At 31.9% G+C, this 19088-nt stretch carries 13 protein-coding genes; 4 read left to right on the top strand and 9 right to left on the bottom strand.

The window, feature by feature from the left end:
* Positions 1-1662 precede the first annotated feature (1662 nt).
* The 6 genes from CLOCL_RS01025 to CLOCL_RS22820 all read right to left on the bottom strand — a co-directional run bounded on the left by CLOCL_RS01025 (position 1663) and on the right by CLOCL_RS22820 (position 12048).
* Positions 1663-3981 (bottom strand): YecA family protein, encoded by a 2319-nt coding sequence (locus CLOCL_RS01025; protein ID WP_041714826.1) that lies wholly within the window; start codon positions 3979-3981, stop codon positions 1663-1665.
* 561 nt (positions 3982-4542) lie between these two features.
* Positions 4543-6429: a TnsD family Tn7-like transposition protein gene (locus CLOCL_RS01020; protein ID WP_014253594.1), complete on the bottom strand. Its 1887-nt coding sequence runs from the start codon at positions 6427-6429 to the stop codon at positions 4543-4545.
* Between the two features lie 5 nt (positions 6430-6434).
* A complete protein-coding gene (locus CLOCL_RS01015; RefSeq protein WP_014253593.1) occupies positions 6435-8093 on the bottom strand; it encodes an ATP-binding protein in 1659 nt (552 codons plus the stop codon).
* Positions 8086-10221: a Mu transposase C-terminal domain-containing protein gene (locus CLOCL_RS01010; protein WP_014253592.1), complete on the bottom strand. Its 2136-nt coding sequence runs from the start codon at positions 10219-10221 to the stop codon at positions 8086-8088. The genes CLOCL_RS01015 and CLOCL_RS01010 overlap by 8 nt, the downstream gene beginning before the upstream one ends.
* A complete protein-coding gene (locus tag CLOCL_RS01005; protein ID WP_014253591.1) occupies positions 10208-11062 on the bottom strand; it encodes a heteromeric transposase endonuclease subunit TnsA in 855 nt (284 codons plus the stop codon). Before CLOCL_RS01005 ends, CLOCL_RS01010 begins: the two co-directional genes overlap by 14 nt.
* A 524-nt stretch (positions 11063-11586) precedes the next feature.
* Entirely contained in the window at positions 11587-12048 is a 462-nt protein-coding gene (locus tag CLOCL_RS22820) for a hypothetical protein (protein WP_014253589.1), read from the bottom strand.
* A gap of 386 nt (positions 12049-12434) precedes the next feature.
* Between CLOCL_RS22820 and CLOCL_RS23465 the strand changes: the two genes are divergently transcribed.
* On the top strand, positions 12435-12560 hold the full coding sequence (locus CLOCL_RS23465) for a hypothetical protein (RefSeq protein WP_276324613.1): 126 nt from the start codon (positions 12435-12437) through the stop codon (positions 12558-12560).
* A gap of 80 nt (positions 12561-12640) precedes the next feature.
* Here the strand turns inward: CLOCL_RS23465 and CLOCL_RS00985 are convergent, their stop codons facing one another.
* Complete coding sequence (locus CLOCL_RS00985; protein WP_014253588.1) at positions 12641-12970, bottom strand: hypothetical protein; 330 nt, start codon at positions 12968-12970, stop codon at positions 12641-12643.
* A 672-nt stretch (positions 12971-13642) separates the two neighbouring features.
* On the opposite strand from CLOCL_RS00985, the gene CLOCL_RS00980 reads away from it, so the two are divergent.
* Both CLOCL_RS00980 and CLOCL_RS00975 read left to right on the top strand, forming a co-directional pair.
* Positions 13643-15619: a hypothetical protein gene (locus CLOCL_RS00980; protein ID WP_014253587.1), complete on the top strand. Its 1977-nt coding sequence runs from the start codon at positions 13643-13645 to the stop codon at positions 15617-15619.
* Positions 15620-15978: 359 nt separating this feature from the next.
* Positions 15979-16869 carry a tyrosine-type recombinase/integrase gene (locus tag CLOCL_RS00975; protein WP_014253586.1) on the top strand — a complete coding sequence of 297 codons (891 nt, stop codon included), beginning with the start codon at positions 15979-15981 and terminating at the stop codon, positions 16867-16869.
* Between the two features lie 270 nt (positions 16870-17139).
* Here the strand turns inward: CLOCL_RS00975 and CLOCL_RS00970 are convergent, their stop codons facing one another.
* Positions 17140-17337, bottom strand: coding sequence for a hypothetical protein (locus CLOCL_RS00970; protein ID WP_014253584.1), 198 nt, complete (start codon positions 17335-17337; stop codon positions 17140-17142).
* Positions 17338-17594: 257 nt separating this feature from the next.
* A complete protein-coding gene (locus CLOCL_RS00965) occupies positions 17595-18455 on the bottom strand; it encodes a hypothetical protein (protein WP_014253583.1) in 861 nt (286 codons plus the stop codon).
* Positions 18456-18765: 310 nt separating this feature from the next.
* On the opposite strand from CLOCL_RS00965, the gene CLOCL_RS00960 reads away from it, so the two are divergent.
* On the top strand, positions 18766-19062 hold the full coding sequence (locus tag CLOCL_RS00960; protein ID WP_014253582.1) for a hypothetical protein: 297 nt from the start codon (positions 18766-18768) through the stop codon (positions 19060-19062).
* Positions 19063-19088 lie beyond the last annotated feature (26 nt).

Genomic DNA, 19088 nt, shown 5'->3' with positions numbered 1-19088 from the left:
GCATTCATCATATATCTATAAATTCAAACAACCAAATATGTTTTTTCAACTTTGTTTTCATTTTATTAGAACTTTATCAGTTATAAATTTGTTTTTCTTTTTTAAAATTATCATGCTTCAATTTTTAAAAACAGAAAAAGCAGAGCATGTTCTATAGTAAATGCAAATAAAGTCATTGCATAAACTCCCTACAATTTCCAATATTTTTATACCTTAAAATCTTACCAAACCCCGTATTTTCAATATTTCCCCTTGCCCCTTTTACCTTCTGATACCACAACTTTATTTTTATTATAAAAGAACTTTAACATCCGTAAAAATACCTTTTCTTTTTCTAAAATTTCTTCTTCATCATTTCTGAAACAGAAAAAATACGTCAAGTTCTTATAAAAAGTAAATAATGTCCTTATCCCTTTACCCTTTTATCCCCATTTCCCTTGTATTTCATATGATTTATCCCCATTCTTGTTTCATAAAATGTGAGTAAAATCCTAATACAAGAACTTTATTTTCTTTTTGCAACTACTTTTCTGCGATAAAAGGACTTTTTTGTTTCTTACAATTTTAACCATGCTATTTTTTGAAACAGAAAAAAAGGCCTATGTTGTATAGAAAAAGTAAATAAATTGCTTTCACAAATTACCTTTAAATACCATATACCTTTATCCTAAAACCTTATCTAAACCTTGTATTATCAATACTTTCCCTGATTCATTATTCCTTTCACTACAACTACTTTATTTTATTTTTACAACAACTAATTATGGCCTAAATTCTTTCAAAATTTTTTCCTATTTCCTTACCCCTTTTTCCTCAATCCTAACTATATGCACCTCAAACAAACTTCTTTCCTTTTTCAAATAAACTCCTTTCACAAATCCCCCTCAAACCCTTGAAAATACTGGCTTGTTATTCTCTTCCAATTTCCCATTTAATTCCTTTTTCCTTATTCCTTACTTCTGTATACAAATAAAAAACTCATGTCAAACCCCCATCCTCCTCAAACCCTTGCACCTTCTCGCCTTAACCCTATTTTCCTAATCTCTTCCATATAAAAAAGTCATGTCAAAAATCACCCACTTTCCTTGTTCTTTTCTCCTAATAATTTCCTATTTTTACTCTCATTTTAGATAAAAAAGTCGTGTCATAAATAGGGATAAGTATCAAGAGAAAAGGGAAAAGTTTTAATCAATATCTTTCATCAATACTCTATTCAAATCCAATAAAATCAATACTTTTAACCTTATACCTTACCCCTTAACCCTACTCATCCTAAAACAAAAATCATGGCTCCAATAAGGTTTTCTACCCTATTTTCACCATGATTCTTAACACAACTTTTTTATTTTTAACACGACTTTTTTATTCGTGACACGAGTTTTTTAGAGTTATACATAGTAGGTATTAGGAGAGTCAAGGTTTAAGGAATTTAGTGATAAATAATCTACTTTTTTGCTGAAGAAACTTAGTCACTTAATATCACGTATTACTTAAATTATTTTATATATTCACTGACATAAGGTTATCTGATGTTTTATGGATGTAATATGTGACTGACATAATATTACGAAAGAAATTGGTTTGTCATTTGTAAATTCTGTATATGATATAGTAAAAAACTGGACTATACCTAACCTTAAAAAATTTATTAGTAATATCTATTTATTTTCCATGACATTTCTTAAATTTCTTGCCACTTCCGCAGGGACAAGGGGCATTTCTCCCAACTTTAGTTCTCCAAGTCATTGGTTTAGTAAGCAATTTCATAACGGCTTGTTCCATTTCTTCAGAATACTCTTCTTCATATTTTAAATATATACATTCATTAATTGCCCAATATTTATCATCAGCATATTTGCCAATAGCCAACCATTCAAAAGCCTTCTGCTGATATTTCTTTATTTTACTGAAGCCCTCTAATCTTTGTAGCATTTCTTCTCTATCTTTCGATAAACCTGACATCATAGTAATACCAAATCCACTTTTACTATCTTTAGGATTTGATAAAATTACAAGAGAAGCATCATGAAATTTACCATCTTTAATTGTCTTAGATACAATTAAGTCGATACAGTCTACTATCTTATTTCTTGTGTCACTGCTTAAGTCTAATAGTTTTACAATAATATCTGTATAACCATGCTGATGTAATTTCTCTAAATCCATAATAATACGCTTAAACTTGGGATTCATCTTTTGCTTAAGCATATCAATTGGTTCTCCCATTTCTTTTTTTAAATAATATTCATTAAAATAAGGGGAATAATCATTAAGAGCAATTAAATTGTACTCTTCTTCCTCATCAAAATATAAATTATTATCAAAATAAGTACCCAAGAAATCTAATTCATCATTAGTGACAATATCTGAAAGACCTTTAGGTCTATTATTAATCTTTAATCTTCTGTGGATATAATGAATAAATTGAGATGGAAACTCAATGAATTCTGTTATTGTTTTAAGGTCATTAATATTTACTGACCATGGAAATTCATTTTTATTATATAAGCCTGCATTTTTAAATCTATGTATTCTTGTTGCAACCTCTCCAAAGTTTTCTAAGGTAACATTTAGCAAAAATATATTAGAATATTTTCTATTTTCTATAATAGTTTTTATACTATCATCTTCATCATAAAATTCAACTTTCTCATTACTTTTTATATATTCCCTTGCTCTATATGCTTGTTCAAAAGCATATTCAATGTTTTCATATATAACAGAAGATAAAGTTTTGATAGCACCTCTTCTAGCAGGTGTCTTAAAAATTCCGCTTTTTGATTCGATAAGAAAAATGTTGCTATCATATACTATTAAAGCATCTAATTCACATCTATTCTTATTTCCTTCTTCGTCCTCAACATAATAATATAAAGAGCCGTATTTCTCACATCCAGGAAGAATTTTATCAAATATCTTTAGAACTTCTTTTTCTAAATACTGTCCTTTTCTCTTCTGATAAGATTCCCATATATATGTTGATTTCATATCATTTTCAATTTCAGACTGCAGTATCCAAATTAAATTAATAAAGTTTGGCACTATATATTTATTTTCATAACTAATTATTGGTCTCTGCCTAAAAGCATTATCATCGGTTGGATACTTGAAATTTTTATTTTCTGTTTGGCTCAAAGGACTACAAAATCTATTTATAAATTTAATAAATTTTTCTTTTTCTTGTATTTTTTCATCTTCTATAACTTCATCTACATCGAAAATTAACAATCCTTTATGAGACTTCTCAAAAAGTTGTACAATCGTAAATTGAATCAATTCTTTTTTCCCTTTGTTAGTTTTATATTTTTTTAGGAACCTTCTAACATTTCCTAATTTTTTAATATTTGTTTTACTTAGTTCTTCATAAATTTCTTCCACAAATTGTTCACTTTGCTTGAATAATTGATTTCTATAATTAAAAAGTACTTCGCTATATCTATCAATTATTAAATCTATAAATGTGATAGCATCGTTTATTGTAAAACCTTCGTGTTTAATCATCCATTCATCAAAATCTTTAAATAAGTCTAATACCTGCTCTCTCAATTGAATTGCTTGTGCATCACCTCGTACAATTCCAAATTGATTTGCAAGCGATGCAACCAAAAACTGTTTTTCCTTTTCTTTATCATCATTAGTGTTTAATAATTTTCTTGAGTAAGTTGTAAAACTAAAACCTAAAAAGAATTTCTCTACATTATCTAATAAAGACTGTATTACTTCAGGAGATATTTCATTATAATTACTTCCTTCATCATATCGTATTGAAAGTATAACACCACATATAAATTCCATTTGGGCTGCAGTAAGAAAGTTATTGCCCTCTATATCATTAGAAAAATATGATATTATTGATAAATATTCTATCAATTCCAATGGGTGATGTTTTTTCAAAATATCCATTATTGCCTCAAATGATTCTTCTGTTTCTTTTGATAAATTTTCATGAATTTCATTAAAGATATTATCATTTTCATACATATATCTCCCTCCTTTGTCCGGTAGTGTCAAAAGTTTTTACCCTTAAAATGGTTCAAACGCTTTATTATCAAGGCCTAGATAGTTTCAACCGTACTACCTCCCTGATTTTGTCAGATTTTAACTTTCATCCTCTTGAACCCCCCTTAATCTGAGTCTGAATTTTTGTCAAGGCCGGGCTGGAAGCCCGTTCATTTCAGCCTTGACGAAAATTCAATGACGCAGATTATAATTTTGCCATAGGATGAAAATCATTCATCCGAACAAAAGTTTTTCATAAATCTTTTGATACTACCCTTTGTCCATTTATTTCGTGTATTTGCTAATAGTAAAAATCATATTAACCTTTTAAGTTTTAATCTATTTCATTTAACCTTGACCGTAATCTTACACAAAATGTACCATATCATTTTATAAATAATCCTTATATTATATATTTCGCCAAAAATAAAAAATTTCCTATATGTTACATATCAAAATGTCAATAATGCAAATATTTAACTATATAAAAAGGCTGGACGTTTTATGAAAATAAGCATCCAGCCTTTATCTAAAATATTTATTCTAACCAATTAAACTCTGGAATTTTATTTTAATATTTTCTTGATACTCCTTCCGAATTCCAGCCTTTCTAAGTATTCTCCATTCTTTTAACTCTTGTCCCTCTTTTTCCAACTCTTCAATAGCCCACTTTATCCGTCTAGCCCTGAAATCTTTGTCGCTTTCTTTAACCGAATCTAAATAAGCCTTTGTTCTCGGAAGTTTATCTAAATGCTTTTCTAATAAAGCCCTGATTCCTAATTTGCTTCCTATCCTACTTATACTAATTCGCTCAGGCTTCTCTTTTGAGTTTAACATGTCTTTTACTACGCCTTCCGCCTTAGGTAGTATCTCTTTATCTCTGCTATCCCAGTCTACTCGTATATACCCGTTATTTACTCTCTTTTTAGCAGGGGAATTGTTGTTTAACCATTCCCTGTCATTCCTATAGAGCCATGCAAATAAAGCCATATTCATTTTGCGTAATTCTGTTTTTCCCTTATCCGAATTATTCTTTAATAAACTTAACCATTCGTTTCTGCATTTATCTCTTTTATTATAATCATCATCAGAAACCTCTTTATAATCATTGGCTGTACTTTCATTATCATTATCGCTTCTTTTTTCCCAATAAGTAACCAAGCCAAGTTTGTTAGCATATTTCTTTACCGTACCAGGGTCAACGCCTAATAACCTGGCTGTCTCACGTAGTGTTAAATCTTCTTTTACCAATTCTTTAAGTCTTGATTCCCATACTGAACCAAAAGCCTTTATTCTACCAATAGTATACCTTGCATCCTCTGCTAAGTCTGGCCCACTCCTTGCATAAATAAATCCGCAAGAACACTTAAATGTTCCAATTGGTTTCTTTACGTCAGCGCCATATGTTTCTTTCATATCTGTGACTACAGGTTGTAAGTAATGGTCTGAGGCTTTATTCAGACAAGGCCACGGTCCATATCCAAAGGGCTTATATTCAAGTCTCTTATTAAACAAATCGTTAATTGAAATTCCAAGGAATCTGGCCAACAGTAAGTGCCTAATAGGATGGCTTGTCTTATTTTTCTTCCTAAGCATATCCATGAGCCAGTTTGTTTTGCTATCTGCATCAACCCCTGACTGCACAAGGCGTAAAAACTCAACGCCATAATAATCTAAAAAACTCTTTATAAGTTCCTTTTGAGAAATGCTATTGTTTATAGTAGCAAATCCCATTTCCATCAATTTGGCTAGATACTGTTCCTTAAACCACTCTATCTCTTTTTTCTCAAAACTACTGTTAAGCAGAACTTCGGTATCCTGTGCAATATTAAACATCTTTTCAATTATATTATCGGAATAATTGATAACATCATAAACCTTACAGTTATCTTCATTGGCACTTTTATATTCATGCTTGTTATAACCCCTCACAGGTACCTGACTATCATATATAGGAATATAATGCTTAGGACATACAAAAATACCTGGTATTTGATGTATCCGATGCCAATAGAATTCTCCATATCTCTGCTTATCTTCCTCTATGCAAGCAGGACAAAATTTAAAATATTGGTTTAGTGTAATAGAACTTGCCATGATACCAATCTGGGTATATATGCTGCAGCCTCTGTCCATCTTCATGGAATCTAAAACTTCTTTTGCACGGCCAGGAGGCAAAAAAGCAGCATAAAAAGGATAAAGAGTATGATTATATATAAAATATTCTGCCGTATACTTACTTCCCAATGGCAAGTTTTCAATAAGTTTATTTAAGTTTGATGGTAAATCCATTACAGCAGTAATATTAGTCGAACCAAAAAGGTCATTAGTGGTGGATTTAAAACTTGTGTTTCCGCTTCTTATATGATAGCGAGCAAAAACACTATACAAAATTTCATCCTCATATGGAACTGGGAAAAAACATAACATAAAAACTACACCGCCTGAAAAAAATCATTTTCTACGGTCTTTATAATTCCTTTTGCTTTTAATGCTTCATAAGCAGACATTTGCTTTGTCTTTCCTTCCTCCACTATAACCCTTAAATCATTTTCATCCCTGAACTCTGTCCTATTTTTCTTTACTGATGTTTTCTTCCTTGCTGTTCCCGTGAGTATTTGAACAGCCTTTATTACTACCTCTGAAACACTAATACTCTGTTCTTCTTGGTTAATAATTTCTTCGACTACCTTTTGGGCTTTTTGAGGGTCAATATCTAAATCAAGTAGTTTGAGGACAGCCCTTTCTTTCAATGAAAGGGTATCAGCATTCTCTTTCTGTTTCTTTTTAATCAGCAACTCTTGGAGTTTATCTTCAGAACTATATTTAGGCCTTTCTGAACTTATAAACTCTTCAAAATCAACGGTATATATATCTTCATACTGAGATATTCTTCTCATATCCCCTGATTTCAATGCTTCTAACATAGGCTGTACCAACTTTAAGTTTTCTCTTGCTACCTGCCTAATTAACTCTGGATTTATTTCTTCTATCCCAGAATAAATTGCCCTTATCTGTGCCATAGCATATAATTTTACTGCTATATCAATGATTCCCTGACTTTCTTCATACATTACATCACTAATTTCTTGAGTGAATGGAACTTCTTTTTTAGTCCACTGATAATCCCATAAAGCCCCCATTAATAAATCCCAGTTACTATCTTTTTGCAATCTCTCCCATACCATATCCCCCTGGCCTGAACCTCTTCTTGCCTGCCTAAATTCTGACTGCAATACAGACATGGCTTTTGTAGTACCGATGAGTACAACGGGAACTCCAATTGTATTAACCAATGTTACAAAGAAATTTAACATCTTCTCGCTTCCGCCACTTTTTGCCTGCTTCAGATGCTGAATCTCATCAATTACAAGCATACCAAGGCCTGTGTGTCTTGCTACTTGAGACATTATAGAGAGCATCGAATCCACCGTATGCCTTCCTGTAACATGTTTTTTATAATAATCGGTCCCCAGTAAACTGTCTACTTTACTGAAAAACTCCATGCACAGCCCTTTAATTGAGCCATCGTATGGGCAGTCAAGTTTTAGCCATACCAATTGGCACATGCTGAATTTAACTCCCCTATACTCTGAGTGGACGATAATCTGAGGCATAGTAGCAAGAATCCTATTGACTGCTGTAGTTTTGCCCATACCGCTCACGCCGATTATAGTAAATCCTGCTGCCGTTGTACGAAACCTTTTATTGCTGCACAAGTCAAGATTCAGGTTCTGTATCATTCTGTACCCGTCTTGAAGACTTGCAGCATATTCTGGCCTAAAGGGATTTCTAGCAAGATATCCTTGTCGTATTACTCTTGATATCCTGCTTTCAAGGTCTAAATGAACTTGAAGGGGCTGAAAGCATTGAAACAGTCTTTGGACCATATGCACCCTTAAATGACTGTCGAGCATCCTTTCCTTACTATTGTAAATTGGATATACAATCAATTTATCTACGACCTCATCCTTTGAGTAAATAGGAGGCAAAGCCTCTATGAACGGGTTTCCCTTATACTCTTCTATCATTTGCTCTATATACTCAGCCTCAACAGCCTCTCCACCATTTGGGATAAAAATATACTTACTCATAGATTTTCTTTAATGCCTCCTTCTGCTTTCTTATGAGAAGTTCCATATCGCTATCAATATGGATAACTTCTCCATTCTTTTTATCTGTTTCTTTAGATAATTCAAATGCCTCACTCTCTCTATTTAATGCCCTTTCAATTCTTCTGTTTCGCCTGATACCCTGTACCCTTTTTGAATCACTTTCTTGGAAAATTCGCTCTTTCTTAGACTCCAAATCTGCTGTTGCTACAATACTTTCTATTTCAGCCATAAGGTCTACTTTTTTCTGCAATTCATCGTCTGCCATCTTCTTCATATCAAGTTTCTCTTTTTCCTGCAAATACTCAATTTCTTCATAATATTTATCAAAGTAACTTTTCTGATAGTCCAACATATAACATTTTTCAAAATCACTATGGTCTGGACTTATTATGTATATATATTTCATGTTTCTCGGGTCATACGAAATTTTTATTTTCCAGGAACCTTTATTCCTTGCCTTTTCAAACCAATTTTCCTTTAATGTCATTTTAGAACTATAATACAGGTTCTTAAACTTAATTCCCTTTCCTGTTACCGTCGCAGTAGCCGTTGGCATAAGACACAATTTAACAATATCAGCATCCGCACTTCTTAACTTCCCTGAACGGTTTGTGATGCCCCAATTCCATAATTCCAAGGGTATACATTTTACATCATCCTCTATCATCATTTCTTCCCTATTATAATTCCTTAAGAGATGCTGGTTATTATGGTAAAGTACCGATTTTATCATGATTTGGGTAAATTCATATAAATTGAGTTTTGCATCAAGTCTATAGTCTTTATCGCCCCTTTCCCTCAAATCTGGATTCACAACTCCTGGCACAAAGGGCTTTACTCTATCACTTGTAGTTTTGAAATTCTGTTCAATGATTCCTTTCCAGTCGGCTCTATAGGGTGGGGTATTCATTATCTTTATGCCTAATGCGTTAATTAAATTTTCAGCATTCTTGCCTTCTAACTCTCCTCTATCTGCCAAAATGGCATCAGGTAAATGACAAGCAGGCCATTCTTTTGTAGAAATCTCAATCCCATAATTCCTACAGAATTCCACCTTGTCCATTGCCGCATTTGCCAGTGCCATCATTGCCCCCACCCAACTGGGTCCCTCAAGCCCTATATAAATTCCTGTAACCAACCTTGAAAAGACATCTATAACTCCATAAACCACAGGCCGCCCGATTATCCAATTCCGATTAAATTGGGATACTAAGTATACATCCGCTACAGTTGCATCAACCTGATAAATAGAACCAGGACCTAATGCCTCAGCGGTAGAACTTCCAATAATAGGCCTGTTTTCCTGCTCATACTTCTTAGCACTTCTACGCAATGAAATCTCTTTTTTCAAATTTCTTTCCTTTTCAAACCAATATTTAAATTGGGCATATGATGGAACTTCACTGCTTGGCTTTACTATGGGTACTTCTATACCGTTTTCCATTTTAACTTCACTACTGAAAAATTCCTTACGCATCAATTCGTAGGTAAGCATAAGTGAATTCTGAGCGCTGGTATGATAATATTTATTGACTGCAATTCTAAACACTCTCTTTATATCATCATTAACATTTATTCCTTCTCCAAAGATTTCGGTATTCTTCCTGGGCCTGCCCCTCTTTAATATTCCTGTGGACTTTTCTTTTCCTTTCCCTCCACACTGGTAATAGTCGGGCAGCAAAGCATTTTTGGTCTTGCCCCTTTTCCAATACTTCTTCAAATATTTTACGACCGTATTTTCATGGACATTATGAAGTGCAGAAACCTTTTTAATAAGATTTCTTCTCTCCTTTGGGATAAAAATCAAAGGTTCAAGACAGACAATTTCACTTATTATCTCCCATGCCTTATTCCTCACTTCTCTATCCTTTTCTGATATATCTTCTTCATTTATAATTCTCCCAAAGGCATCGTCAGTTTCAATAAATGCTATTCCCTGTTTGATACTTTCCTCGATATCACTTAATAGCCTTGAATAGGGGAAAGCATTTAAATTCACATCTATCACATAAGTTATATTTGACTGGGGCTCAATCCAAAGGATTCTTTCAACTTTTTTATTGTCATTATCTGTTTTCCAGGAAATAAGGGTATTAATAGTTAACAATGCTATCCTCTCCCATTCTTTCCTTTTTAATATTAATAACGAGGTTTTCCAACCTTCCATTTAACTTTATCTCTTTATTCATGTCTAACTTAATTCTCTTTGTTGCAATAAGGTGCTTAAATATAAAGAGTCCTGTTCCCGTTTGAAGTTTATATTCTTTATCAAAATCGGCAGTGATTTTTCTGATTGTTTGACTACTTTCTGTCATTTTTTCAAGAAGAACATCACACAAATAAATCATCTCTTCTTTTTCTAATCCTCTTTCATCTGTAAAATGTAAGGAAGAGTGCACCCATTCTATGTTTTTAGCCTTGACAGTAGGAATATCTTTTTGTGTCACGATACCCCAGTCGATATGCTTGTTTGACCAGTATCGTCTTTCAATCTCCAGTCTTTCAATGCTCCTCTGCCTTTGAAGTTCGTAATCTGCTTTCAAACTTCTCGCTATGTATCTTTTTTGTCCATTTGTATCCTTTAGCGTAATAAGGAAGGAAGTATAAATTATGTAGGGCAAACCACTATTCTTATCTTTAAATAAGTTAAAATTTAAATCACCTTTTTCTTTTATAACTTCCTCTAAATCCAGCAGGGGATAATGCTCTCTAATATCCACTACTGCGTCCTCCCATTCCAATAAATAGAAATATCTCGTTTCACTGTCGGTAAATAGATGGTGAATTCTATTGGTTTTCCATCCCAACACTCGGCTGCACCTTCCTTTGGAAGGAAAGTCCTGCACGGTCACCCAGGGTTTGTAATTCTGTCCTTCTCCCTGTCCTCTTCCTTCCCTTAGAAATCGCTTTAATTTATTTTCATCCCATTGCAGGTTATGTTTTGCCATAACTATCACCTCCGAAAATCAGCCATATTAGCAAACTCACGCTTATAGTCATCAATCTCTATTGCAATTCTCATATTCCACATATTAATGCAAAAATGCCATTGACATCACTTGGACACCTCTACGGGTGACTGTGTCAATGGCACTTAGTCCATTTCATTAGCCCTATTTCTACTCTAATTATAACCTGGGACGACTTTATTTTAAACATCAAATTTCTATTTGAATTAAGTTATAGAAATGAGATAAAATTCTATATAACCTTAGATGTAAGGAGGTAATATAGCAATATGACTGGAAGCATTTTTAAAACTATTAGGTTTCTTACATTAATAAATATATTCCTATTACCATTTGTTATTGCAGTTCAAAGTGTTATTATACGCTTTGTCATAGGTCTTTTCTTAGGTTTTTCATTTATTGTATTACTATCATTTAGCAGTAAAATGCGAAATTTATATGAAAAAAATAAATAATGAAGAAAGGCATTGGCAGGGTTTACCTATCAATGCCTTTTCATTAATTTACTGAAGCATACCACCTTCAATTTGATAGTTTTTTATAAAATCCCAGTATGCCTTTACTTCATCTACTTCTAACATTTCAAAAATGCCCTGAATATAATCATAAAAATCCTTGTATGTCTTGCGGATGGAAGGTCGCAATTCTTCTCTGAGATGTGGTAAAGAGTAATTGCAAAATACCAAATCCCTTAAAACCAGGAATTCTGCAATACTTGTTTCAATAATAACTTCTTTTTTATTGTAAGGTTCGGCTATAAGAATATACAGTTTAACCATTAACATCTCGGCATTGCCTATATATTCATATATTGCAAAGTTATTGACTATCTCTTCTTCATTACCTAATATTTCACGAAGTCTATCTACCTGCTGTAATAAAGTAAATAGTAATTTTTTGGGAATTATAACTTGAATATTTTCTTCATTGAATTTTGTATAAATTTCTTCCGGTTTTAGAAGCATAAAATGAGCCCTCCTTATATCTATTAAATTCCTATTTGTAAACTGCGTATAATATAAAGAGGGATACAAATCAGTCTCAAGTTTAATAATCAGTTAAATGGGGAATATTTCATATTTCTTACATCCAGTGCCTGTCTACCTCCTTCGAGTATATTTAGTACTTTTTCGCTAATTCCAACTTTATCAATAGAACCTGAGCAACTAACATAACCATTTTCACCGGTAGATTCAAGGATAATTATATTCTCTGCATCTCCTGATATCGGAATATTTGGGTTACACAATATCACAAAGAGTGATATTTAAAAATTCCTTTATGGTTAAATTCATACTATTCTTGTGATATAATATAATAAAAATCATATGTAAAGAGGTAGAATCTTTTAATGAAAGAAACAAAAAATAAAATTGAACAATCGATTGACAACAATAAAAAAGAAATCGAAAATATTATGGACACTATAATTAATGAAAATAGGCAGGCTCTTATAGAGTTGGCAAAACAAAAATAATTTTTATGCAATTTTTTAAATAATATTGTCACAAATTTTGCATTAAGTTTAATAAGCCGAGAATTATCTCGGCTTATTAATTAATCATCTTCTTCAATCTCTTGATTTAAATACTTCTCTTCATATAATTTCTTAAGTGGCTCATATTTCTTCTTTTCCAATAATTCTATATGACCTGTTGAAATAATTGCATTCAATGCTTCCTCATCTGTTACAATCTCGGCATAATCCCTTTCGCCTTGCCAGTCTGTACCATGTATCAATACATAACTACCATCTTTTAGTTTGGTGATTCCAAGATGGCGTCCAGGGCTGCCACAACTAAAGTTCCTGCCATCCCAAAAATCAAGGTTATTATTGTATTTAACTACTGCCACCAAATCACCAAATTCATTGACTACTTTTACCATAAGAACCAACTCCTTTTCTTTTATTTGCTAACAGCGGCCGACTGTTTGCTGAATTTTTGCTTTCTTTTTTAGTATAACAGGTGTTTTTTAAAGGCTTCGTATTATAGGCTATTTTTTTGAAATTGTAATAAAAACGTAATATTTTACGTCTACAATCGAATTCTAGATAAAGTTAATAATCTAATTAAGTTTAATGTTCTCCAGGATAATCTCATGTTTTCAAATAATCTTGCTGATATTTTATTCATAGGATTAAAAAAATCAAATTTTTATATGTTTTTTAGGTCGATAACATAAATTTTTTGATATTTGCAGTAGAAGCCTATGTTTTGAAACTTCAATGGCAACCTAGAGGAAAGTTATATACTAATACGGCTCATAAATTTTATGCAATTTGTTTTTATTCTTCATAATTTCTAAAAGGAGAAACAATAAGACCCCACCCAAATAGTTAGGTTCTTATTGTTTCTCCTTTTTACAAAAAAATTACGCAGAAATTTGATTTTTATAACACAACAAATATAATGCTTAAAAATCAAGCATGGAGTCGCTAATCAAAGCGGATAATTCTCTATTGGCAGGTCGGAAAACTATATCTATGTTACGGAAAATATTTTAATTAGGTCAGAAAACAAAAAATTTAGTGGCTCCTTCTGAAAAGGAGGAGTTATAATGGGTTTAAACATTGATTTTGAAAACCGTGAAGCATTAACTATTACAGATTTTGAATTTTTATCACTATTTAAAAAAGGTAATGAAAAAGTATATTTTAGGCTCATTCAGGAGGAAAAGCACATAGCAAAAAAAATTGACTGTCTATTAACTTTAGATGATGATTTAGAATATCCGCTTATTCAAAATATCTTTAAAAAGTACCAGAAACAAGGCTATGGTGTTTACTTTGTTGTAAATAGTGGCGGACAGGAAAAGAATTCTATTAAAAGAATAAACGCACACTTTATTGATATGGACTTTGGGAAAGTTCCAAAAATAGATAATGGGGAATTAATAAAAGACTCTGAAGGAAAAATTGTATATGAGTATAGGAATAAAGAAGAAATAGAAGAATATAAAATTGTTTTTCTGAAGAAATTAGAAAATTTTAAACTAATTCCGAACGTCATTGTAGAAACTAAGAATGGTTTTCATGTATACTGGTTGCTTGACCTTGAGAAACCGCAATGGTTGGACGTTTTTACCCCACTTCAGGAAAAATTGATTGAACACTTTGCCAGTTTTGAAAAAAGACATGAACATGCTGACCCCAACGTAAAAGAACTTAACAGAGTTTTAAGAATAATAAACTATCGGCATCTTAAAAATCCTAAAGACCCATTTACTATAAAATGTATATACCTAAATACGGATGTTAAATACACTCAGGAAGATATTGCTGCTGCTATAGGATACAATATCATTGAACTGGTCAGTAATACAAAATGTACTGAAATAAAACCTGTTACAGTTAAGGCTGAGATAAACAATTTGCGAAAAGATAGCCGTAGAGTTTATTCCTCTCCAATCTTACAGTATGAGGACTTGATTCCATTTTTAAAACAACAGGATTTAATAAGTTACCTGGGTATTGATGCAAAGTCCAATGTAAACTTTAAATGCATATTCCACAATGACAATAACCCCAGTGCTGTCATAAAAAATAGCGACGGATATTACAAGTATTTTTGTAATTCTCCCGCTTGCATTTGCCATAATGATGGGAAAGGCATGGATATTATTGATATAGTTAAAATTAAAGAAAACTGCGACACTTCAACTGCTATAAGGAAGTTGGTTGAATATTTTCATATTGAATTAGAAGATTCAACTTGGATAAATGAGCAGAGCAAAAAATTTGAAACAAATATGATGCTTTTGAGCCAACTTGGAGAAAGAAAAGATGAATTCCCAAATCTAAACCGTATTATTAGGTTTGGATATCCTATTCTTATGGATATTCTTGAAATTGGTAAAAAAAATATTATAAACCGCTTCTTTAGCACAAATGGAGAAAGCATATTTTTCTTTTCCAATCGGTACCTGGCAGGGAAAAGAAATAAAAGCGTTGTGAATATAAATAAATACATCAATTTATTCTGCACCTTAGGATTGCTGAACAAAATCTCATATAAACAAGTTAATCAGAGATTAAGAGCAATGGCAGTTCAGATTTCTAAAGACAATGCCCAAAACGGGATTTCATTCTACACCGTTCCTGATTATAATAAGGCTTTTAAATCAGCAGACGAAAGGGCATCTATAATGCTTCAATATAAATTTAGTATCAAAGGAATGAGTAAAAAATATTTGGAAAACTGTTTTGGAGAAGAGTTTGCTAATCAAATTTATCTCGTAAACGTAAAAGATAGTGAGAGAAGCAAGAATATAAGAGATGCCATAGAATCATTAATACTGCAACAAATCAAAACCTATGGTTACTTCACAAGAGATATGATTATGAACTATAAACTAAAATTGGACAATCATTATATAAGGTGTGGAGTAAAAGAATATGAGTTCAGGAAGGTTTTACCTGACATCATTCAAAAATACGACCTGATATATGTGAAGGCTAATAATAATATTAATCAAAAATTAGGTATTGACACTAAGAAATATGTACTCATTCAAAGAAGCCTATTAGATGAATAATTGCCAAAAGGAGAAACAATAAGAACCTAACTATGGATGTGGGGTCTTATTGTTTCTCCTTTTGATAAAAACCTAATTTAATGAAGAAGTCTGTAGCCTTTAATAGTCAAAATTATATAAAGCGTACTCAAATTAAACTCGATTGGAAATAAAACCTGTCAACAAAACCAGGATTTTGTGGAGAATACAATTAAAATCAAGTGCCATTTTATCTTAATTTGAGGTAATAAGCCCTTAAAAATTGTCCACAAAACTTTTTAGCCTTACTTTTAAACTTGAAATCTACCTGGTATATAAACTTGAATTTCACCCTACATGTCCTTAAAATCATAGTAAAATTTATGGAAGGGAGTTTAGTCATGGATACTAAGGAATATTATTTGGATGATTTTGTAGATTATTTAAATAAAAACGATAAATCAAGTGGCACAATATCAACTTATACTACCAATATCAATGACTTTATAAAATACTACACCGAGTCATATGGTGAAAAATTTATCCCAGGAAATGTAATCATGATGGACTTACAAGACTACCGGAATTATCTTTTGAATATCAAACGGCAAAAAGCATCTACCATAAATAATAAAATTGCAGCACTAAAAGAATATTTTTACTTTCTTCAAAGCAATGGCATTATTAAAAACAACCCTGCTGAAAATTTAAAGAAGATACGTACAAATAAACCTACCGCTCCAAAGGGTTTTTCTGACTCAGATTTTAGAAAAATCAAAAGATATGTGTATAGAAGTCAGAAAAATTTATGGATAGTAGTTTTTGAGTTGTTATCTAAAACTGGAGTCAGGGTAAGTGAACTTATAAATATCCGCCTTGCTGATATAACCATAAATGAACGTTCTGGAAATCTAAGAGTTATAGGTAAAAATCAAAAAGAAAGGAATATTCCTCTTCATTTAGATGTCAGAAAGGCTATAATTTCATACATGGAAGATAGAGATAGAATGTCCATATCCTCTGATTATCTTTTAATAAGCGAAAGAAAACGCCCTTTTACGCGCTCTGGAATCTTTAAAATACTAAAACGCTGGGCAAATGATACCAATATTAAAATTCATCCTCATATGTTCAGACATCACTTTGCAATTCAAATTCTAAATACACCTAATGCTGATATTAATACTGTACAGTTGTTGTTAGGACATGAAAGTATAGAAAGCAGCGCTATTTATCTTAAAGTGAGACAGGAGGATTTGGAAGAAAGTATTAATGCTATATCAGATTATTAGAAACAAATTTATCTTTAGTTTCAGACTAAAAAACAGGCATCATTTGCCTGTTTTCGCTATCTATATCTACTCTCTATTTTCTTTTCATAATGCCTATGCCTATTATTGAAACAATGGTTACAATCGTAATGCAGACTAAAAGACTAATTATTACATATTTCATAACTTATAACCTGCTTTCATACTTTCTTTACCATATGTAAAGTATTTAGGGGTAAGTAGCAAGTTTGACCTTATCTCCTTACCCCTATATTCCCTTGCTTTAATTCTCTATACCTGCTGTTTTATTACCTTCCACTCTCTTATATTGTCTTTTATAAAAAATGCCGTTACTATAGTAAAAGGTATTATCGCAAACCATCTATACTCGAAGAATAGTTTCTGATATAAGTAAAATAGAAGAAAAAATGTTGCATATCCAATTGCTGTAGGTACTGCAATATTATATATAATTAATTTCTTTTTCATTAATAATCAACTCCTTTCTTCCAATATAGTAGCGCACATAGAGATACTTGTCAGGTCCAAAATTAAAAATAACGTTAATTTGTAATAATTCTGATAAAATTTTGTCGCATGAAAATTACCCATAATCCTTACATCTTAAGCCTTTTTCCAACTTAACTAATATACATATATAATTTATAGCGTTCAGGATAGAAGGTATCAAAGGAGAACAGGAGTAATATGGCTTTTAGAACCAATAGAATCTAATAGAAATTTCTTTATTCTATGTTAAATATCATTTTCTCAAGTTCATCTATGGTATTGATGCCTGTAGCCTTTCCAAGCCAATCCATTAATATGCTTTCATCTTGTTGGTTCATAATTGCATGGTTAATATAGTCAGGTAAGGAATCAAACTTATGTAAAAGAATTACTAGCAATGAGTCCCGCATTCCTTCCTTCTTCCCTTCATCCTTAATCCTTACTCCCACCTCACTATCCATCAGCCATTCCTTCAAAACCTTAACCCCTTGTTTACCTGTAGACCTTGATATAATTTCTGATATCACTGCTACATAAGCCATCCGTTCTTCTTCATCCTTTATAGTCTCTATTAAACGCAAAACTTTCCTAAGCGCTTTACTGAAAGATATCGAATGCTGCATAAATGCCAGAAATACCAGATTCAATTTATCTCTCTCATTAAGCAAACAACCTGAACTAATTTTCTGGCTGAGTTCCTTATATGTTTTTTCTCCATCAACACTTGATAAATCTACTACTTGAACCTCATAATGCATTGAGCCAAAATTTCTCACCATTTTGCCATCTTGCCCGCTTCCAAAATTCAGAATTACTGTCCTTACCTGTAATCCACACCTTAAAATTATGCTCATGTCATAAGTAAACATGCTCTGGAGGTCGGGTTTTATTTCATCATTCATGATTTCCATGTGAAGCAATGTATCATCCTCAAGTAAAAACATCAATAATGGTAGTTTATAATTCTCTATCCTTTCTACTTCCACTATTTCTTTAACCTTTTCTAATTCTAAATTAATCTCCTTGAATGATATCCCTTGAAATGTCCTATTAAAACTTTTTTCATTAAAACTCTCTTCCTGAAAAGTTACTCTCATATCCGTCACCTCTAACCTTGATTTTATTGCCTCAAATTTTCTTTTAAAAATAAAAAAGCACATTCTCCTTAATTATTGCCAGTATAAACCTGGCTGTATAAAGAGAATGTGCTCTCCGTCTGTTTTTCTAAAATTATTGTAGCGCATATAGATAAAGAAAACAAATCATATTGTAACTGTTATTAATAAACTACCAAATTTATCTTAACCCATATTCCTTTCCCCTGATTAAAACTTTTGGCTCTACTAATTTGACTTTCTATGCACCTGTGAATAAAATGTTTCAAATTTTCGTGAAGGAGTGGTCGAAATGATAAATTTGGAAGTTCTTAGAATAGAACTAAATTACCTGCAACAGGTTATAAAGGATGTTATAGGGTGCAAGGCTTCAGGAGAGATAGCCGAAACGATTGAATTGTTAGTATTATGCTTTCTTAATCCTAAAAACTATGATACCTATTGTCTATCTAACCTCCAAACGATTGAACAGTACTTAAATCAAATTCAGAATAAAATAGAACCCAGTAAATATCAACTTCTGTTGAACAATATTCCTACCATAAAAACTTTCTTGGAGAAAGTAAAACTTGAGATGTCCATATCCTAACAAAATAAGGCTTTGTAGGATACATA

The sequence above is a fragment of the Acetivibrio clariflavus DSM 19732 genome (assembly GCF_000237085.1).
Taxonomy (GTDB): domain Bacteria; phylum Bacillota; class Clostridia; order Acetivibrionales; family Acetivibrionaceae; genus Acetivibrio; species Acetivibrio clariflavus.
This window is presented reverse-complemented; position numbering and strand designations above follow the sequence as displayed.